This is a genomic window from Ensifer sesbaniae (assembly GCF_013283665.1).
GTDB lineage: Bacteria > Pseudomonadota > Alphaproteobacteria > Rhizobiales > Rhizobiaceae > Ensifer > Ensifer sesbaniae.
On the sequence record NZ_JABEKU010000002.1, the window covers coordinates 1977000 to 1995087 of the forward strand.

Here is an 18088-nt window from a genome sequence, read left to right on the forward strand (position 1 = left end):
GGAGTATGGGGAGATGGATATGACCTATGCCGGTGCAGAGCCAAAGGTGGCAAGGCGCAAGCGCTCCGCCATCGCGCGCTATGCGGCGCCCTACCTGTTCATCTCCCCGTGGATCCTCGGGTTCCTGTTCTTCACGCTCGGCCCGCTCGTCTTCTCACTGACGATGAGTTTCTACGACTGGCCGGTCGTCGGCGTGCGCAGCTTCGTCGGCCTCGACAACTACCGCTCCATGCTCTTCGAGGACCCGCAGTTTTGGGAGAGCCTCTGGATCACGGTGAAGTTTGCAGCGATCTACGTGCCGTTCAACATCGTCATGTCGTTCCTGCTGGCGCTGATGCTGCACCATATCACCTTCGCCAGCGGCTTCTTCCGCACCGCTTTCTATCTGCCGAGCGTCATTTCCGGCGTGGCCCTCGTGACGATCTGGAGCTGGATCTACAGCAAGGAATACGGCCTCCTGAACTTCATGCTCTCCTTCGTCGGCATCAAGGGGCCGAACTGGCTCGGCGATCCGAACCTGGCGATCGTCGCGATCATCATCGCCAGCCTCTGGGGGCTTGGCGGCACGATGCTGATCCTCCTGACCGGCCTCAAGGCGATCCCGAAGGAACTCTATGAGGCGGCGACGGTTTCCGGCGTTCCTGGCTGGGCGCAGACGCTGTTCATCACGCTCCCGATGCTCGGGCCGATGCTGCTCTTCACCTTTATCACCTCGATCATCTCCGCCTTCCAGCAACTGACGATCGCGCTGCTTCTGACCAAGGGCGGACCGCTCGGCTCCACCTATTTCTTCGCCATGTATATCTACGACAACGCCTTCAAATACTTTGACATGGGCTACGCCGCCGCCGGCTCTTGGGTGATGTTCATCATCGTCCTTCTGCTCAGCATCGCCGTCATGCGCTGGTCGGCCGCCTGGGTCTATTACGAAGGCGAAGTCCGCCAGAACGATGGAGAGCACAATGCGTAAGACGGTGCTCTATTCCGCGCTCATCCTGCTCTCGGCGCTGTTCATTGCGCCGTTCTACTGGACCTTCATGACGGCGATCAAAAGCACCGCCGAACTCTACCAGTTTCCGCCGGTCTTCTGGCCGTCGGAATGGCATTGGGAAAACTTTGCCGCCGCCTGGAACAAGCAGCCCTTCGGCACCTATCTCGCCAACTCGGTGATCGTCGTGGTGCTGTCGACGATCGGCCAGCTCATATCCTCGTCGCTCGTCGCCTATGGCTTTGCCCGCTTCCGCTTCCCCGGCCGCGACCCGCTGTTCATCCTGCTGCTCGCCACCATGATGATCCCGTGGGACGTGAAGATGATCCCGCTCTACATGGAGTTCAACCTTCTTGGCTGGATCAACACGCTGAAGCCGTTGATCGTGCCGGCCTACTTTGCCGACGCCTTCTTCGTCTTTCTTCTGCGCCAGTACATCATGACCGTGCCGATGGAGATCGATGAGGCAGCGCGCATGGACGGCGCCAATGCCTTCGACATCTACTGGCGCATCCACCTGCCGTTGATGATGCCGGCGCTGGTGCTGGTCGGCACCTTCCACTTCATGAACGCCTGGAACGACTATCTCGGCCCTTTGATCTTCCTGAACGACCAATCGAAGTACACGCTGACGCTCGGCCTCTCCATGTTCAAGGGCCTGCACGAGGTGGACGTGACATCAATCGCCGCGATCACCGTCATCCTCTGCCTGCCGCCGCTGGCACTCTTCTTCGTCGCCCAGCGCTACATCATGGATGGCGCGGTCAGCTCGTCGGTGAAGGGATAGCGGCATGCTGTTCGATATCAACTACGTCCCCTTCAGCCGTAGGGGCCGGTTCCTGACGCTCTCGATGATGCGGGTACCGGGCCGCGATGGCGAGCGGGCGCTTTATCTGCGCCACGTTGCCGGTGGCGACGAGCGGCCCTCGCTCGGTCGCCTCTGCCGCGTCGAATTTCTCGATGCGGAGGGCAAGACCGCGACGCCCGAGCCGGTGCTTTCCCCGGAGCGGCTCGACGCCCGCATCGGCGAGGGTATGGTCAGCTTCGTCATCGGCGAAGGAGAAAGGCTGCACATATCCGGCAAGCAGGCCGGCGTCCGCTTCCATTTGGAGGGCTCGCGCTACGACTATGTCTACCGCACGCCCAAGGGCGAGGATTGCCTCGTTGCTGCGGTCGAGAACGTCAAGTTCATCCCTCGGGCGATCACTGGGGAATTGAAGGTCACGGGCGCCTGGCAGCGCGATCATTCCGAAGACGTGTCCTTTTCCTTTTCAGCGCCCGACGTCTTCGAGGGCAATGTGGACTTTTTCCGCACCGTGCCACCTGTCGATCGGCCCGGCCGTTTCGCGGAGGCGCTGTCCGGCGCAACGTCCGAGTTTGCTGAATGGTACGCGCGCGTTCCGAAGGGCGTTCGCGGCCAGGAAGAGGCGCATCGGCTGGCGAGCTATCTGCTCTGGGCGAATGGCGTGCCGGCGGGCGGCGCGCTGACGCGGCCGGCGATCTACATGTCCAAGAACCACATGATCAACATCTGGAGCTGGGACAACGCCTTCTCAGCCCTTGGTGTCGCCGCCTTCGATCAGGACCTCGCCTTCGACCAGTTCGCGGCGATCTTCGACCATCAGGACGCCTCGGGTCTGCTGCCGGACTATATCAACGACCGCGACGTGCTCTACGCTTTCACCAAGCCGCCTGTGCATGGCTGGGCGGTGTCGCTGATCGCGGCTGCCGAGCCAGGCTTCCTCACGGCAGAGCGCAAGTGTTATCTGCGTGATGCCGTTGGCCGCCAGGTCGATTACTGGCTGACCTATGGGCGCAAGGATGCGAAGAGCCTGCCGTCCTATTTCCATGGCAATGACAGCGGCTGGGACAATGCGACCTTCTTTGCCGAAGGCGGCCCGGTGATTTCGCCGGACCTGCCGGTTTTCCTGATCCTTGCCTGCGAGACGCTGGCGGACCTGCTGGAGGACGACGCAGAACGCCAGACGATGTGGCGGCAAAAAGCGGACGAGTTGCAGGCGCTGCTGTTCGAGCGGCTGTGGGCCGGCGAAACTTTTGGCGCGCGCTTGGCGCAAGCCCCGGAGCGCGTTTTGCCCGGAAACAATCTCATCCAGTTCATGCCACTGCTCTTGGGCGCGCGACTGACACCCGACATGCGCGAAAAGCTCGTGGTTCGTCTCGTCGCCGGCGGCTTCATTACCGAATGGGGACCGGCGACCGAGAGCCCGCAGAGTTCCTTCTACGAGGACGACGGCTACTGGCGCGGGCCGATCTGGGCGCCGACGACGCTGCTTCTCTGGGATGGTCTGCGCCGACAAGGGAAGATTGAGCTTGCGTATGCGGTTGCGGAAAAGTTCTGTTCACTTGCAAGCAAAAGCGGTATGGCCGAAAACTTCGATGCGCGCTCGGGGAAGGGCCTTCGCGATCGGGCATTCGCCTGGACATCCGCAGTCTATCTCGTGCTGGCGGCATCGCTCAGCATGAGGGCGGGGTGACGAAAAGTGGTTGCGTTTTTCCGACACACCCCTCTCCAACTTATCATAATCGTGATCTAACAAACCGTGACGAGTCGAGACGCAATGCAGAGACCGACGATCAAGACCATCGCGCAGGAGACGGGGCTTTCCATCGCCACCGTTTCCAAGGCCCTGAAGCATTCGCCTCAGGTTCGCCCGGAAACGCGCGCGATCGTGATCGCGGCGGCGACACGCGTCGGCTATGAACTGAACATGCATGGCGTGCAACTGCGCACCGGCAAGACCTATCAGGTCGCCGCGATCATGACGGCGCCGGGCCCGAAGCAGAACGATTGGGAAGGCGTCGAATACGCCCAGCTCTTGAGCGGTATTTCCTGGGCGCTGGAAGACAGCCCCTATCGCGTCTCGCTCTATGCCGTCCGGAATTTCGAAGAAAGCCAGGCGGTCATCAAGCAGATCGTGTCATTGAAGAAGGCCGACGGCATCATCATCTCAGGCACGCGCGCCGACGATCCGCGCATCCGCACCATGCAGGCGGCGGACTTCCCCTTCGTCACCTACGGCACCAGCATCCACAACGCACCGCATGCCTATGTCGATGCCGACAACGAGCAGATGATCCGGGTGTCGATGGCACGGCTGATCGAGCGCGGCCACCGCCGGATTGCTTTGCTCAACCCGCTCTCGGACCTGAGCTACGGTATCACGCGGCTGGAAGCCTACAAACACGCCCTGGAGGCGGCGGGGCTTCCCTATGATCCGGCGCTCGTTGCCCATGGCCGGCTGACGCCAGCCTTCGGTCGGGAGAACGTGCTGACGATGTCGGAACTCAGCGATGCGCCGACCGCCTATATCTGCGCCAACGAAGCCTCCGCGCTCGGTGCCTTCTCGGGCTTCCATGAGCGCGGACTGGTGCATGGGCGTGACGCCGTGATCAATGCCACCGACGATCTCAATGTCAGCCAATATTTCGCGCCGCCGATCACCACCTACTACCTGCCGATCAGCGAACCGAGCAGCCTGCTCGGCGCCTACATCCTGAGGCGCATGGAAGGTGAACCGCCGGAGGCGCTGCAAACGCTCCTGATGCCCGATCTGATCGAGCGCTGCGACGATCGCTTGAATCCGAACCGTTGATGGAACCGTGGTCCGGAAGGGCCGCTCACTCATGCTTCAGAATATAAACGTTTATATTTGGGCGCCAGACAAACCCCAGGCCGGACCCAACCGGCCGAGAGAATGACGAAGGACCGACCCGTGCACATGCCCTTGACGAGATCGAACCGCTTCAACGCCAAAGAGCAGCAGACGGACATGCTGGAACTCGGCGTCTGCTACTATCCGGAGCAGTGGCCACGCGAGAAATGGGAAGAGGACGCCCGCCGCATGGTCGAGCTCGGCCTTGCCTGGGTGCGCATCGGTGAATTCGCCTGGGCGAAGATTGAGCCGCGGCCGGGCGAGTTCCATTGGGCGTGGCTGGATGATGCCATCGACGTGCTCGGCAATGCCGGCCTCAAGGTGATCTTGGGAACGCCGACCGCCGCGCCACCGAAGTGGCTGATCGATCGCTATCCCGACATTCTGCCCGTCGACGCCAAGGGTGTGGTGCGCAAGTTCGGCGCTCGTCGTCACTATTGCTTTTCCAGTCGCCGCTATCGCATCGAGGCGGCGCGCATCTCCGAAGCCATGGCCGAGCGCTACGGCAAGAATGCCTTCGTGCACGCCTGGCAGACGGACAACGAGTACGGCGACCACGACACGATCTACAGCTATTCCGACGAGGCGCTGCGCGCCTTTCGTGAGTGGCTGGCTGAGCGCTACGGCACCGTCGAGGAACTGAACCGCGCCTGGGGCACGGCCTTCTGGGCGATGAACTATCTGAGCTTCGACGAGGTCGATCTTCCGAACAATCTCGTGGAGGAGCCGAGCCCGACCCATATCGTCGATTACATCCGCTTCTCTTCAGACCAGGTGAAAAGCTTCAACAAGGCGCAGGTCGACATCATCCGCAAGCATTCGCCGGGCCGTCCGGTGACGCACAACTTCATGTCGCAGAATACCGACTTCGACCACTACAAGGTCGGCGAGGATATCGATATCGCGTCCTGGGACGTCTATCCGATGGGCGGGTTGTTGAACGGCCGTCTGTCGTCGGAAGACAAGGGCCGCTACCTCCGCGTCGGCGATCCGGACCAGCCGGCCTTCAACCACGATCTCTACCGTGCCGTCGGCAATGGTCGCGTCTGGGTGATGGAGCAGCAACCGGGTCCGGTGAACTGGGCGTCGCACAACCAGTCGCCGGCCGACGGCATGGTGCGGCTGTGGACCTGGCTCGCCTATGCCCATGGCGTCGACATGGTCTCTTATTTCCGCTGGCGCCAGGTGCCGTTTGCGCAGGAACAATTCCATGCCGGACTGCTCTTGCCAAACAGTGAGGCGGATCAGGGCTATCTCGAAGTCGCGCAGGTGGCAGAAGAGTTGAAGCGGCTTCCCAAGGGGGAACGCCGCCAGAAGGCCAAGGTCGCGATCCTGCTCGATTACAATTCGCGCTGGGCGACACGCGCGCTGCCGCAGGGACGCACCTACCTGGCGTCGGCAATCGCGCTCGACTGGTACTCGACCGTTGCCCGCCTCGGCGTCGACGTCGATTTCATCGGCCAGCATTCGGACCTCGAAGGCTACCGCCTTGTGCTCGCGCCCGACCTTGTGATCCCCGATCAGGCTTTCGTTCAGAAGCTTGCCGCGTCGGGCGCCAGGGTGCTGTTCGGTCCGCGCAGCGGCAGCAAGACCAGGGATATGCACATTCCGGAGGGCCTGCCGCCGGGTCCGCTCGCCTCGCTGATCGACCTCAGCGTGTCACGGGTCGAGTCACTGCCGGAATTTCACGGCGAGAGCGTGCTCTATGGCAACGAGACCTATCCGGCTGGCGTCTGGCGCGAGACCGTCAGGACGAGCGAGATCGTGCTCGCGACCTTTGAAGGCGACTATCGCAACGGCGCGCCGGCGCTCGTCGGCAACGACAAGGCGCGCTATCTCGCAACCGGCGCCCGCGGCGAACTGCTGAAGAAGGTGATCGGCGATGCGCTGGGCTGGGCCTCGGTCGAGGCGCTGGCCGACCTCGGTGACCTGCGCATCACCCGCCGCGGCAAGCTCACCTTCGCCTTCAACTACGGCAAGACGGCCGTGGACGTGCCGGCGCCTGCCAACGCGACCTTCCATGTCGGCGGCCGCAAGCTTGGCCCCGTCGATGTCGCGATCTGGTCGGAGTAATCGGCAAGCGGGAAGGCGCCCGTTTCCAAACGATATCGCTTGTCACAGCGCGCATTGGTCCAGCTGCGCGCTGTGAGCGCGCGTGCACGGAAGGAGTCATTTATTCCGAAAGAACAAGAGCGACGCACCGCAGCTCGAAATGCGGTGCCTAAAAAGCGAGCTGCATGCACCTGAAGAGCCAAAGCTGAGGCTGCATCTCCCGCAAGCCTTTGAAAATGCGGTTATATGAGATTGGCACAGGCTTTGCATTCCTGTCTTGTATGCAAGATAGAGCTGCACCGACCGTCCATAATCCGATCGAGAAATCCATCGTCTCCGGCATCCTCTCGGGCCGCATAAAACCCGGAACGCGGCTCAGCGAGAACCAATTGGCCGCTCTCTTCGGCGTGTCGCGGACCCGGGTGCGCGAAGCGATGATGCGCCTCGAGGCACGCTGCATCGTTCATGTCAGCCCACGGAGAGGCTGGTTCGTCGCGCAACCATCAGCCGAAGAGGCGACGATGGTCTACGACGCCAGGCGCGTTATCGAAGCTGGGCTGCTGCGCAGCATGCGGCCGCTGACGGAGAGCGGCCGCGAACGGTTGCATGCCCATCTTGCCGAAGAAAGGGCAGCGATCGAAGCCGGCGACCGCCAGCGCCTCACCTGCCTGATGGGCGACTTCCATATTCGTGTGGCCGAATTGGCGGACAACGCCGTTCTCATCGAGATCCTTCGCGATCTCACGGCCAGAACCATTCTGATTTCGATGCTTTATCAGTCGGATTTCCACGCTCTGCAATCACACCTCGGGCACTGCCGTATCGTTGAAGCGATGGAGCAGGGGGATTTTTCGAGAGCCGCCGCGCTCTCCGTCGAGCACCTGGACGAGGTGGAAACCGGACTGGACCTGACGAGGCATCCCGATCCTCTGGCCGATCTCCGGCGATCCCTCTCGCTTCCGCCAATGACCGTGACTTCGCCGTCGAGGGCGTCACGCAGCGAAACACCGCAAACCCAAGAAGGAGAATGACTCAATGCTCGCAAGACGACTGTTCATCGCCATGGCGGCGATGGCCGCGACCATCGGCTTCGGCTCGGTTTCCCATGCCGACGCGCTTGGCGACATCACGTCGCGCGGCACGATTCGGGTTGCCGTTCCCCAGGATTTCCCGCCTTTTGGCAGTGTCGGTACGGATATGGCGCCGATGGGCTATGACGTCGACATGGCCAATCTGATCGCAGACAAGCTCGGCGTGAAGGTTGAGCTCGTGCCGGTTACGAGCGCGAACCGGATTCCTTACTTGCAGACCAACAAGGTCGATCTGGTGATCTCGAGCCTTGGCAAGAATCCGGATCGGGAGAAGGTCATCGATTTCTCCGCCGCCTATGCACCCTTCTTCAATGGCGTGTTCGCGCCCGCGGAATTCGCGGCCACCAAGCCGGAGGAACTCACCGGCAAGGTCGTAGGCGTCACCCGCGGCGCGGTCGAAGACCTGGAGCTGACCAAGATCGCGCCGGCAGATACCGTCATCAAGCGTTATGAAGACAACAACGGTACGATCTCCGCCTTCCTGTCGGGGCAGGTCGAGGCTGTCGCGACCGGCAACGTGGTGGCCGCTGCCATTCTCGCCAAGAACCCGCCGAAGCGGCCGGAGCTGAAGTTCCTGATCAAGAACTCGCCCTGCTACATCGGGCTCGGCAAGGAGCAGCCTGCCCTTCTTGAAAAGGTCAATGGCATTATCGCTGCCGCCAAGGCCGACGGCTCGCTGAACGCCATTGCGCAGAAGTGGCTCGGCACAGACCTACCGACCGATCTCTGATCAACCGTAGCCGCGCCGTCTCGCCGCTAGAGCATCCTGATTTCAGGTGGAAACACTGAAAGCAGGGCGCTCCAGGCGGGACGGCGCCGGCGGATACTCGTCAAACCAGGGGTACGCCTTGAATTACCAGTTCGAATTTGGCTGGCTGCTCGAATATTATCCTCAGATCGTCAAAGGGATAGGCATCACCGTCCAACTGATCGCGGTTGGCGCCGTCGCCGGTATTTCGCTCGGAATCTGCTGTGCCTGGGCGAGGGCGCTGGGTCCAGCCTGGCTCAAGCCGGTGGTCGCAGCCTATGTCGAGCTGATCCGCAACACGCCGTTCCTGATCCAGCTCTTCTTCATCTTCTTCGGCCTCCCGTCCCTGGGACTGCAGCTTAGTGAACTGCAAGCCGCCAATATCGCCATGATCGTCAATCTCGGGGCCTATAGCTGCGAGATCATCCGCGCCGGCATCCAGGCGACGCCAAGGGGGCAGTTCGAGGCAGGCGCCAGTCTCGCCATGACTCGCTTCGAGACATTTCGACACGTCGTGCTGGTTCCGTCGCTCCAGCGCATCTGGCCGGCCCTGTCATCGCAAGTCGTCATCGTCATGCTCGGTTCGGCCGTCGTGTCGCAGATCGCCGCCGAAGATCTCACCTTCGCCGCCAACTTCATTCAATCCCGGACTTTCCGGGCCTTCGAGGCCTACATCGTGTCCACGATCATCTACCTCGTCCTGGCGATCCTGCTTCGCCAGGCGCTGGCGATCGTCGGCGGGTTCATTTTCCCACGGAGGACCGCGCGATGATCGAGTTCACCATTTGGGATATCTTGCGCAACCTTCTGCTCGCGACGCGGTGGACAATCGTCCTCTCGTTTGTCTCGTTCCTGGGCGGCGGCATCGTCGGGCTTGGCTTGCTATTCCTGCGCATCAGCAAACGCAAATCGCTGCGATCACTCGCCCGCTATTACATCGAGCTGTTTCAGGGCACGCCGCTGCTGATGCAACTCTTCATCGCCTTCTTCGGGCTGGGCCTATTCGGTGTCGACGTGCCGGCTTGGCTTGCCGCCGGATTGGCGCTGATCCTTTGGACCGCAGCCTTTCTCGGGGAGATTTGGCGCGGATGTGTCGAAGCGGTTGCCAAGGGGCAATGGGAGGCTTCCGCCAGCCTCGGCATGGGCTGGCTGCAACAGATGCGCTACGTCATCCTGCCGCAGGCGATGAAAGTTGCGGTTCCGCCAACCGTCGGGTTTTCCGTTCAGGTCATCAAAGGCACGGCGCTGACCTCGATCATCGGCTTCGTCGAACTGTCGAAGGCCGGCACCGTCGTCACCAATGCCACCTTCCAGCCCTTCACCGTCTATGGCCTCGTTGCCCTGATCTATTTCGCGCTCTGCTGGCCCCTGTCGAAGAGCAGCCAGATCCTCGAAAGGAAGCTCAATGTCGCTCATCGAAATCACTGAAGTCCGCAAGAGTTACGGTGAGAACGAAGTTTTGAAGGGGATCGATCTTGACGTTGCGCCGGGCGAAGTCATCGCCATCATCGGCAAGAGCGGTTCTGGCAAATCGACGCTGCTTCGTTGCATCAATGGCCTCGAGACGATCAACAAAGGCTCGATCTCAGTTGCCGGTGCGCAGCTCCTCGACGACGAGGTGCATCTGAAGGCACTGCGACTGAAGGTCGGAATGATCTTTCAACAGTTCAATCTTTTTCCGCATCTGACGGTCGGTGGCAACGTCATGCTGTCGCAGATGGTCGTGAAGAAGACGCCGAAGCCGGAGGCGGAGACGATCGCTCGCAAGATGCTGGAACGAGTCGGTCTTGCACACAAGTTCGACGCTTATCCCGATGAGCTTTCAGGCGGGCAGCAGCAGCGCGTGGCCATCGCGCGTGCGCTTGCCATGCAGCCGATCGCGCTGCTCTGCGACGAGATCACCTCGGCGCTTGACCCGGAGCTGGTCGCCGAGGTGCTTGCCGTCGTGCGCGAGCTTGCCGCAGAAGGCATGACGCTGCTGATGGTGACGCATGAGATGAAATTCGCTCGCGACGTCTGCTCGCGGGTCGTGTTCATGCATCAGGGCCGTGTCCATGAGGTGGGGCCGCCGGAAGAGGTTTTCGCCCGTCCGCAGACACCGGAACTGAAGCAGTTTCTCGGCCTCCATTGAGAGGCCGAGACCGGCCCGGTCCAAGCGAGATTGGCGCTATGCCAAACCGTGGTCTTACGTCGCGGTGTCGTGGAGCGCTAGACGCGCTCCAGCGCCACCGCGATGCCTTGGCCGACGCCGATGCACATGGTCGAGAGCGAATAGCGCCCGCCGGTTTCGTGCAGTTCGCGCGCGGCGGTGCCGGTGATGCGGGCGCCGGACATGCCGAGCGGATGGCCGAGTGCGATGGCGCCGCCGTTGCGGTTGACACGCGGATCGTCGTCGGCAATGCCGAGGTCGCGCAGGACGGCAAGCCCCTGCGAGGCGAAGGCTTCGTTGAGTTCGATGACCTCGAACTGCTCCTGCTTGAGGCCCAGGCGCGCCATCAGTTTCTTCGACGCCGGCGCTGGCCCGATACCCATGATGCGCGGCGGAACGCCGGCGGTCGCGCCGCCGAGGATGCGGGCAATCGGTCGCAGGCCATACTTCTTCGCCGCCGCTTCCGATGCAATGATCAGGGCGGTTGCGCCGTCGTTGACACCGGAGGCGTTGCCGGCGGTCACTGTGCCGCCTTCCTTCTTGAAGGGCGTGCCGAGCTTGGCAAGCGCTTCCATCGTGGTTGCGCGCGGGTGTTCGTCGCGATCGACGACGACGGGCTCGCCCTTCCGCTGCGGGATCGTCACGGCAACGATCTCCTTCGCCAGTCGTCCATTCGCCTGCGCCGCCGCCGCCTTCGCCTGGCTGCGGACGGCAAAGGCGTCCTGATCCTCGCGGCTCACGCGGAAGTCTTCGGCGACATTTTCGCCGGTCTCCGGCATGGAATCGACGCCGTATTGCTTCTTCATGACAGGATTGACGAAGCGCCAGCCGATCGTCGTGTCGTAGATCTCGGCGTTGCGCGAGAAGGCGGTGTCGGCCTTTGGCAACACGAAGGGCGCGCGCGACATGCTCTCGACGCCGCCGGCGATCATCAGTTCGGCTTCGCCCGAGCGGATCGCGCGGGCCGCGGTAATCACCGCATCCATGCCGGAGCCGCAGAGCCGGTTGATCGTCGTGCCCGACACGCCGACCGGCAGACCGGCGAGCAGAAGCGACATGCGCGCGACGTTGCGGTTGTCCTCGCCCGCCTGGTTGGCGCAGCCGAAGATGACGTCGTCGACCGCGTCCCAGTCGACATTGGCGTTTCGCTCCATCAGGGCGCGAAGCGGGATCGCGCCGAGATCGTCGGCCCGTACCGAGGAAAGCGAACCGCCGAAGCGGCCAATCGGGGTGCGCACGTAGTCGCAGATGAATGCCTCGGCCATCACGCAGCCTCCTTGTCGCCCTGATGCGCCTTCTTGGTGCGGGCATTGATATCGCGAAGGGTCGCAAGTTCCAGTTCCGTTGGCGCCGGCGTTTCGATCACCTGCTCGGCGAACTTGATCGCCCAGCCGCAATTGTCGACGATCTGCTCGCGCGTCACGCCAGGGTGGACCGAAACGACGGTCAGTTCCTTGGTCTCGGGATCCGGCTCCAGGATGCAGAGATCGGTGATGACCCGGGTCGGTCCCTTGGTCTTCATGCCGAGCCGTTCGCGATGATTGCCGCCTTCACCATGGCCCATGGAGGTGATGAAGGGCAGTTTTTCGACGAAGCCGCGCTTCGACAGCGCCATGGTGATGAAGATGCGGCCGCAATTGGAGGCGATTTCCGGGGCGCCGCCGCCGCCGGGAAGTCGCACCTTCGGGTGATCGTAGGGGCCGACGACCGTGGTGTTGAGATTGGCGAATTTGTCGATCTGGGCGCCGCCGAGGAAACCGGTGGTGATGCGCCCGCCCTGCAGCCAATAGCGGAACATCTCGGGCACGGAGACCGTGAAAAGCGCTGTATCGCAGAGTTCGCCGTCGCCGATCGAAAGCGGCAGCACGTCCGGCTTGGTTCCGACCGTGCCGCTCTCGTAGATCAGCGTGATATCCGGCGCATGCGTCAGCCGCGCGACGTTGCAGGCAGCCGATGGGGCGCCGATGCCGACGAAGCAGACGTCGTCGTTGGAAAGGGCCCGGGCGGCGGCGATCGTCATCATTTCGGTGGGGGTGAAGTCGCTCATCTTATCCTCCCTTTAGGCCGCCTTTGCCGGCTTGTTGCCGGCATGCTTGGCGAAGTCTTCCGGCTTGGCGTTCAAAACATTTTCCTTGATCCAGGCGGTGAAGCTGTCGCGGTCGCGGGCGATCTCGTCCCAGCCGATGTAGAAGGCGTTGGAGCGCGGATAATAGCCGTGCGCATAAGATGGGAAGGCGCCGCCCGGAACATGGGCAACAGCCGTGATTGCCCAGCTCGGCAGAACAAGCGAATTGGGCGACGGCGGGTTGAGTTCGTCAACGATCTCCTCGACCGTGACGATCGAGCGCCTAGCGGCGAGAACCGCCTCCTTCTGCACGCCGACGATGCCTTCGATCAGCACATTGCCCTTCCGGTCGGCGCGCTGGGCATGGATGATCGTGACATCTGGGCGAATCGCCGGCACGGCGGCCAGCACTTCGCCGGTGAAGGGGCAGGTGACCGACTTGATGTTGGGGTTCACCTTCGGCAGGTCGGCGCCAATGTAGCCGCGCAGCGTCGCAAAGGGCAGGTTGGCGGCGCCCGCCTCATAGGCATTGGCCATCGCCGCATGGGAGTGCTCCTCGATTTCGAGCGGTTGCGGCCACTGGTTTTCGACGGCATCGCGGAACCGGTGCAGCGAGCCGACGCCGGGATTGCCGCCCCAGGAAAACTTCATGCCCCGCGCCGCGCCCACGCCGATCAACTGGTCGTAGAGAATGTCCGGCGTCATGCGCACGAGAAAGAGATCCTTGCGGCCCTGGCGGATCACCTCATGGCCCGCGGCATAGGGGATCAGATGGGTGAAGCCTTCCATGGCGACGGTGTCGCCATCCCTGACATTGTCGCCGACGGCCTCGGCGAGCGAAACGATCTTCGCCATGTTTCCTCTCTCTGATGCTTTTCTGTTTGCGGCCCCGGCAATTTTTCGGCGGCGAGGCGGCTTGCTCTTCCGCATGCCAATAAGCGCCGATCAGAAAGCGCGGTCAAATATTTTGTGCGTTATTTGACTTTTGTTCGTATATCGCACAAAGTCACTGTCGTGATTTGGGAGGCGACAATGCGAGAGACCGATTTCGTCAGCGGCTTTGCCAGAGGGCTGGCGGTGATCGAAGCCTTTGATGAAACACGGCCGAAGCTGTCGATCGCCGAGGCGTCGAAGATCACCGGTCTCGACCGGGCGACGGTGCGTCGCTCGCTGCTGACCCTCTCCGAACTCGGCTACGCGGACTATGACGGCAAGTTTTTCGCGCTGACGCCGAAGATCCTAAGGCTCGGCCATGCCTATCTTTCGGCAACGCCGCTACCGACAATCATCCAGCCCTATCTCGACCAGCTTTCGGACCGCGCCGGGCAGAGCGCCTCGGCCTCGGTGCTGGATGGCACCGAAATCGTCTATATCGCCCGGGCCTCGCAGAAGCGGGTGATGTCGATCAACCTGACGACGGGTTCGCGACTGCCTGCCTATTGCGCCTCCATGGGGCGGGTGTGGCTCGCTGCTTTGCCGGAGCAAGAGGCGCGCGAGATCCTTTCGCGCTCGAACCTCAAGGCAAACACGCCCTATACGAAAACCGATCCGGAGGAATTGATCGCCGAGTTCCGCCGCGTGCGCGAGCAAGGCTACGCGCTTATCGATCAGGAACTGGAACTCGGTCTTTGTTCGATTGCCGTGCCGCTTGAAAATGATCGCGGCCGGATTGTCGCGGCGCTGAACATCGGCGCACCGGCCGCGCATGTAGCTGCGGCGGAGATGGTGGAGCGCTATCTGCCGTTGCTCAAGGAAACGCAGGCCGCCCTGCGTGTGGTCCTGCGATAGCAACTTTACCCGCCTGTGCTTGACGTTCCGCGGCTGCGCCCTTCTTACTTTCACTTGGCGAGGAACCCGGGCTGGGGAGTAGAGATTCATGACCGACGACACGCATCCGCCGGAAACCAAGCTCACGACGACGAAGCGGCGCTGGGCCGCGGACGGCAAGTTCCTGACCGGACGGATCGCCCGACCGGAAGACGAACGCCTGCCGCCCGGTCAGCATCTGGTCAAGGATTGGCCGGTGCTCGACCTCGGTCAGCAGCCGATCATTCCGACGGAAAGCTGGCGGCTCGAAATCACCGGCCTTGCCGAGCATCCCTTATCGCTCGCCTGGGCCGACTTCAAGGCGTTGCCGCAGAGTGACAGGCTCTCGGACATGCACTGCGTCACCACCTGGTCGCGCTATGACAACCGCTGGCAGGGTGTCGCGACGCGTGATCTGCTGGATCATGTCATGCCGAAGCCCGAAGCGAGCCATGTCATGCTCACGAGCTATGACGGCTATACGACCAACCTGCCGCTCGAAGACTTCGCCGCCGAGGATGCGATCCTGGCGACGGACTGGGAGGGGCAGCCGATCAGCCGCACCCATGGCGGGCCGATGCGGCTCATAGTTCCGCACCTCTATTTGTGGAAGAGCGCCAAATGGCTGACGCGCATCGATTTTCGCGCCAGAGACGCCGCAGGGTTCTGGGAGAAGAACGGCTACCACATGCGCGGCGACCCGTGGCGCGAGGAGCGCTATTCCGACGACTGATATCTTCGCCGCCTCCCAAGGCTTTTCCGGATCCATCAGCGACTGCAGGCCCGCGGGCTGGTAGCGCCAGAAGAGCTCGATGCCGTCTGAATGGACGGCCCATCCTTCCGGCCTTCCGCAATGCTCCCGTAATCCGCTCCCCCCAAAGTTCGGCAACAACGTTTTCAAACAAGCGCGGTTGTCGATGCGATTGGTCGTCTTGCCAATGTGGATGATGCTGTTCGGCGCGGGTGCAGGCCATGCCGACGACAAAGGACTGTGGATTGCGAACGATCCGCAACGCAGCACACAGCATCTGTACGATCCCTGTCGTGATGGTCGGCTCTGCTCGAACGCTACATCTCCCTACAAGCGACGCTGGTCGATGTCGGAGGAAGGTGTTCGCCCAATTCTCGGCTGCCCAAGCCGAGGCTCGTGATCGCATGGATGCCGTACCCAGTCGTTCGGCTAGGTACGGCGTTGGACAGCTAGGAGGCAAAGGCCGGCTTGCGCGCGCCGATCCTCAGTACGTAGTAGATAGCCCCACCGATCGCGACACCGAAGAACCAGCCATAGGTTCCCCACCAGGCCGGAAGGACATTCGTGAATGTCGGCAGGATCGACGAAAACAGGGCGCCGAACGCAAAGGCGATAAAGGCGTTGCTATGCCATCCGCTCTTGAAGCGGAATTCGCCATCCTCATGGTAGAGCGCTTCGACGTTGAGCTGGGCTCTGCGGATCAGATAGTAGTCGACCATCATCACCCCGAAGATCGGCCCCATTGTCGAACCGATGAAGTTGACGAAATGCGCGGCTCCCGTTTCCCACGGCGCGAAGGGATAAAGGATGAGGGCGATCAGGGCCGCAATGTAGCCGCCGCGCTTGAAGGTGATCTGCCGCGGAAAGACATTGGCGAAGTCGAAGGCGGGCGATACGAAATTCGCCACGACGTTGATGCCGAGCGTTGCCACGGCAAAGGTCAAGGCCGCGAGCAATGCCAGGAACCAGCTTTCGAATTTCGCCGAGATCTGATCCGGATGCAGCAGCACCTCGCCATAGACGGCAAAGGCCGCCGTCGTCGTCACGCCCGCGACCAGGCAGAAGGCGAGGAGGTTGATCGGCAAGCCCCAGAGATTGCCCTTGCGCAGCGTCTTCTCGTCCGTCGCATAGCGCGAGAAGTCGCAGAAGTTCAGATAGAGCGCGGCGAAATAGGTGATCCAGGTGGCAGCGACCGCCGCAAGCGCCGGGAAGGTGCCGGGCTCCCAGGGTACGCCCGCATCCTTGGTCTTTTCGATGAGCACATCGCGCGGGATTTCCGAGCCGAAGGAGAAGGTTCCGGATTTGACGATTAGATAGACGGCGAGGATCAGCATCATCACCCAGACGGCGGGGCCGGCCCAGTCCTGGAATTTTCGAACGGTCTCCATGCCGCGCTGGATGATCAGCAATTGCAGCGACCAGACGACGACATAGCAGATGACCTCGAGCGTCGAGTGGCCGAGCATGTGGCTGTTCTGGTGAAACGCCAGCATACTTTCGTTGCGGACGAGAAGCGCGACGATCGCGCCTGAGGCGGCGGCCGTCTGCGCGCCATACCAGAAGCAGGCGACGACCGCGCGTACGAGTGCCGGAACGTTGGCACCGAACGTCCCGAAGGAGGCGCGGGCGAGCACGGGGAAGGGCACGCCGGTGCGCACGCCCGCATTGCCGACGAGGCTCATCAGGAAGAAGATCACCAGCGACCCGATGCCGATCGCGATGACGAAGTTTATGAAGCTGCCGCAGAGCAGGAACAGGCTCGCTGCGAGGTAATAGCCCCACAGGCTATGTACGTCGGATGTCCACACATTGAAGATGCTGAAAGCGCCCCACCGGCGCTCCTCGGCCGGTGCCAGATCCTCGTTGTACAACGAGGGCGACGGATCGCGTACTGCCATGTCTTCCTCCGTATATCCTCCGGGTCCCCCTCGGACCCGAGCATTGATTCTGCTCCCGTTTTGAGTCGTTGCAAAAGTCTTTTTGCCGTCGCCCGGTCGCGTGGCAGCTACGGCAACGGCGCGGGCGCGGCAGCGAAATCTGTATACTCTTGATATATCCCGAAGCGGCAATCATATTGGATATACACGAGGTATATCCCGGAGGCGGTTATGGCGGAACAAGGTGCCGTTTTTCGGAGCAATCGTAGTCAGGCGGTTCGGCTGCCCAAGGCCGTCGCGCTGCCTGATGATGTTAAACGTGTCGATATTGTTGCGGTAGGGCGAGCGCGGATCATAACGCCTGCCGGCGAGTCGTGGGACAGTTGGTTCGACGGTCAGGCTGCAACGGCCGATTTCATGTCAGCGAGAGAGCAGCCGGCACCCCAGGAGCGCGAGGCTCTCTGATGCTGAAATATATGCTCGACACCAATATCTGCATTTTTACGGTCAAGAACCGGCCGCAGCCGGTGCGAGAGGCGTTCAACAGGCACCACGGCCAACTATGCATCAGCTCGATCACGCTCATGGAATTGATCTATGGCGCGGAGAGATCGGCGATGCCTGAACAGAACCTGCCCGTAATCGAAGGCCTTTCGGCACGTCTGGAGGTCCTCAGCTATGATCAGGCAGCAGCGAGCCACAGCGGCCAGTTGCGCGCCGAGCTTGCGCGCACCAGCACGCCGATCGGTCCTTACGATCAATTGATTGCCGGCCACGCGCGATCGCAGGGGCTGATACTGGTGACAAACAACCGACGCGAATTCGATCGGGTGCCAGGCCTTCGCGTCGAGGATTGGACTGTTCCGGCGCCGTGACGCGAAACCCGA

General features: G+C 62.0%; 18 protein-coding genes. 14 read left to right on the top strand and 4 right to left on the bottom strand.

Features of this window, described 5'->3' with window-relative positions; all coding sequences use genetic code 11:
* The first annotated feature begins 13 nt into the window (after positions 1 to 13).
* The 10 genes from BHMPCIPO_RS26920 to BHMPCIPO_RS26965 all read left to right on the top strand — a co-directional run bounded on the left by BHMPCIPO_RS26920 (position 14) and on the right by BHMPCIPO_RS26965 (position 10684).
* Complete coding sequence (locus BHMPCIPO_RS26920) at positions 14 to 970, top strand: carbohydrate ABC transporter permease (protein ID WP_173519784.1); 957 nt, start codon at positions 14 to 16, stop codon at positions 968 to 970.
* Positions 963 to 1775 carry a carbohydrate ABC transporter permease gene (locus BHMPCIPO_RS26925; RefSeq protein ID WP_173519785.1) on the top strand — a complete coding sequence of 271 codons (813 nt, stop codon included), beginning with the start codon at positions 963 to 965 and terminating at the stop codon, positions 1773 to 1775. The genes BHMPCIPO_RS26920 and BHMPCIPO_RS26925 overlap by 8 nt, the downstream gene beginning before the upstream one ends.
* Before the next feature lie 4 nt (positions 1776 to 1779).
* Complete coding sequence (locus tag BHMPCIPO_RS26930) at positions 1780 to 3483, top strand: amylo-alpha-1,6-glucosidase (protein WP_173519786.1); 1704 nt, start codon at positions 1780 to 1782, stop codon at positions 3481 to 3483.
* A gap of 84 nt (positions 3484 to 3567) precedes the next feature.
* Positions 3568 to 4602: a LacI family DNA-binding transcriptional regulator gene (locus BHMPCIPO_RS26935; RefSeq protein ID WP_173519787.1), complete on the top strand. Its 1035-nt coding sequence runs from the start codon at positions 3568 to 3570 to the stop codon at positions 4600 to 4602.
* A gap of 120 nt (positions 4603 to 4722) precedes the next feature.
* Entirely contained in the window at positions 4723 to 6735 is a 2013-nt protein-coding gene (locus tag BHMPCIPO_RS26940; protein WP_173520205.1) for a beta-galactosidase, read from the top strand.
* 260 nt (positions 6736 to 6995) lie between these two features.
* A complete protein-coding gene (locus BHMPCIPO_RS26945; protein WP_173519788.1) occupies positions 6996 to 7745 on the top strand; it encodes a GntR family transcriptional regulator in 750 nt (249 codons plus the stop codon).
* A 4-nt stretch (positions 7746 to 7749) separates the two neighbouring features.
* Positions 7750 to 8535: a transporter substrate-binding domain-containing protein gene (locus tag BHMPCIPO_RS26950; protein ID WP_173519789.1), complete on the top strand. Its 786-nt coding sequence runs from the start codon at positions 7750 to 7752 to the stop codon at positions 8533 to 8535.
* 118 nt (positions 8536 to 8653) lie between these two features.
* Positions 8654 to 9325 carry an amino acid ABC transporter permease gene (locus tag BHMPCIPO_RS26955; protein WP_173519790.1) on the top strand — a complete coding sequence of 224 codons (672 nt, stop codon included), beginning with the start codon at positions 8654 to 8656 and terminating at the stop codon, positions 9323 to 9325.
* The gene (locus BHMPCIPO_RS26960; RefSeq protein WP_173519791.1) at positions 9322 to 9981 is read left to right on the top strand and encodes an amino acid ABC transporter permease; all 660 of its coding nucleotides are present in this window, start codon (positions 9322 to 9324) and stop codon (positions 9979 to 9981) included. The genes BHMPCIPO_RS26955 and BHMPCIPO_RS26960 overlap by 4 nt, the downstream gene beginning before the upstream one ends.
* Entirely contained in the window at positions 9959 to 10684 is a 726-nt protein-coding gene (locus BHMPCIPO_RS26965) for an amino acid ABC transporter ATP-binding protein (protein ID WP_173519792.1), read from the top strand. Before BHMPCIPO_RS26960 ends, BHMPCIPO_RS26965 begins: the two co-directional genes overlap by 23 nt.
* A gap of 77 nt (positions 10685 to 10761) precedes the next feature.
* On the opposite strand, the gene pcaF is transcribed toward BHMPCIPO_RS26965, so the two are convergent.
* The 3 genes from pcaF to BHMPCIPO_RS26980 are packed head-to-tail and all read right to left on the bottom strand — an operon-like array spanning position 10762 to position 13622.
* Positions 10762 to 11967, bottom strand: a complete 1206-nt coding sequence (gene pcaF / locus BHMPCIPO_RS26970; protein ID WP_173519793.1) for a 3-oxoadipyl-CoA thiolase — start codon at positions 11965 to 11967, stop codon at positions 10762 to 10764.
* Positions 11967 to 12749: a CoA-transferase subunit beta gene (locus BHMPCIPO_RS26975; RefSeq protein WP_173519794.1), complete on the bottom strand. Its 783-nt coding sequence runs from the start codon at positions 12747 to 12749 to the stop codon at positions 11967 to 11969. The genes pcaF and BHMPCIPO_RS26975 overlap by 1 nt, the downstream gene beginning before the upstream one ends.
* Positions 12750 to 12761: 12 nt before the next feature.
* Complete coding sequence (locus tag BHMPCIPO_RS26980) at positions 12762 to 13622, bottom strand: CoA transferase subunit A (protein WP_173519795.1); 861 nt, start codon at positions 13620 to 13622, stop codon at positions 12762 to 12764.
* A gap of 177 nt (positions 13623 to 13799) precedes the next feature.
* Between BHMPCIPO_RS26980 and BHMPCIPO_RS26985 the strand changes: the two genes are divergently transcribed.
* Both BHMPCIPO_RS26985 and BHMPCIPO_RS26990 read left to right on the top strand, forming a co-directional pair.
* The gene (locus tag BHMPCIPO_RS26985) at positions 13800 to 14555 is read left to right on the top strand and encodes an IclR family transcriptional regulator (RefSeq protein WP_173519796.1); all 756 of its coding nucleotides are present in this window, start codon (positions 13800 to 13802) and stop codon (positions 14553 to 14555) included.
* Positions 14556 to 14643: 88 nt separating this feature from the next.
* Positions 14644 to 15306: a sulfite oxidase-like oxidoreductase gene (locus tag BHMPCIPO_RS26990; protein ID WP_173519797.1), complete on the top strand. Its 663-nt coding sequence runs from the start codon at positions 14644 to 14646 to the stop codon at positions 15304 to 15306.
* Positions 15307 to 15773: 467 nt separating this feature from the next.
* Here BHMPCIPO_RS26990 and BHMPCIPO_RS26995 read toward each other — a convergent pair whose 3' ends face one another.
* Positions 15774 to 17222, bottom strand: a complete 1449-nt coding sequence (locus BHMPCIPO_RS26995; protein WP_173519798.1) for an NCS1 family nucleobase:cation symporter-1 — start codon at positions 17220 to 17222, stop codon at positions 15774 to 15776.
* 210 nt (positions 17223 to 17432) lie between these two features.
* On the opposite strand from BHMPCIPO_RS26995, the gene vapB reads away from it, so the two are divergent.
* Positions 17433 to 17666, top strand: coding sequence for a type II toxin-antitoxin system VapB family antitoxin (vapB, locus tag BHMPCIPO_RS27000; protein WP_173519799.1), 234 nt, complete (start codon positions 17433 to 17435; stop codon positions 17664 to 17666).
* On the top strand, positions 17666 to 18076 hold the full coding sequence (gene vapC / locus BHMPCIPO_RS27005) for a type II toxin-antitoxin system tRNA(fMet)-specific endonuclease VapC (protein WP_173519800.1): 411 nt from the start codon (positions 17666 to 17668) through the stop codon (positions 18074 to 18076). The genes vapB and vapC overlap by 1 nt, the downstream gene beginning before the upstream one ends.
* Positions 18077 to 18088 lie beyond the last annotated feature (12 nt).

Excerpts from the sequence above, each read along its gene's own strand:
- BHMPCIPO_RS26995 (WP_173519798.1), bottom strand. The coding sequence starts at position 17,222 with ATGGCAGTACGCGATCCGTCGCCCTCGTTGTACAACGAGGATCTGGCA.
- vapC (WP_173519800.1), top strand. The coding sequence starts at position 17,666 with ATGCTGAAATATATGCTCGACACCAATATCTGCATTTTTACGGTCAAG.
- vapB (WP_173519799.1), top strand. The coding sequence starts at position 17,433 with ATGGCGGAACAAGGTGCCGTTTTTCGGAGCAATCGTAGTCAGGCGGTT.
- BHMPCIPO_RS26935 (WP_173519787.1), top strand. The coding sequence starts at position 3,568 with ATGCAGAGACCGACGATCAAGACCATCGCGCAGGAGACGGGGCTTTCC.
- BHMPCIPO_RS26925 (WP_173519785.1), top strand. The coding sequence starts at position 963 with ATGCGTAAGACGGTGCTCTATTCCGCGCTCATCCTGCTCTCGGCGCTG.
- BHMPCIPO_RS26985 (WP_173519796.1), top strand. The coding sequence starts at position 13,800 with ATGCGAGAGACCGATTTCGTCAGCGGCTTTGCCAGAGGGCTGGCGGTG.
- BHMPCIPO_RS26945 (WP_173519788.1), top strand. The coding sequence starts at position 6,996 with ATGCAAGATAGAGCTGCACCGACCGTCCATAATCCGATCGAGAAATCC.
- BHMPCIPO_RS26960 (WP_173519791.1), top strand. The coding sequence starts at position 9,322 with ATGATCGAGTTCACCATTTGGGATATCTTGCGCAACCTTCTGCTCGCG.
- BHMPCIPO_RS26930 (WP_173519786.1), top strand. The coding sequence starts at position 1,780 with ATGCTGTTCGATATCAACTACGTCCCCTTCAGCCGTAGGGGCCGGTTC.
- BHMPCIPO_RS26975 (WP_173519794.1), bottom strand. The coding sequence starts at position 12,749 with ATGAGCGACTTCACCCCCACCGAAATGATGACGATCGCCGCCGCCCGG.
- pcaF (WP_173519793.1), bottom strand. The coding sequence starts at position 11,967 with ATGGCCGAGGCATTCATCTGCGACTACGTGCGCACCCCGATTGGCCGC.
- BHMPCIPO_RS26950 (WP_173519789.1), top strand. The coding sequence starts at position 7,750 with ATGCTCGCAAGACGACTGTTCATCGCCATGGCGGCGATGGCCGCGACC.
- BHMPCIPO_RS26920 (WP_173519784.1), top strand. The coding sequence starts at position 14 with ATGGATATGACCTATGCCGGTGCAGAGCCAAAGGTGGCAAGGCGCAAG.
- BHMPCIPO_RS26990 (WP_173519797.1), top strand. The coding sequence starts at position 14,644 with ATGACCGACGACACGCATCCGCCGGAAACCAAGCTCACGACGACGAAG.
- BHMPCIPO_RS26980 (WP_173519795.1), bottom strand. The coding sequence starts at position 13,622 with ATGGCGAAGATCGTTTCGCTCGCCGAGGCCGTCGGCGACAATGTCAGG.
- BHMPCIPO_RS26965 (WP_173519792.1), top strand. The coding sequence starts at position 9,959 with ATGTCGCTCATCGAAATCACTGAAGTCCGCAAGAGTTACGGTGAGAAC.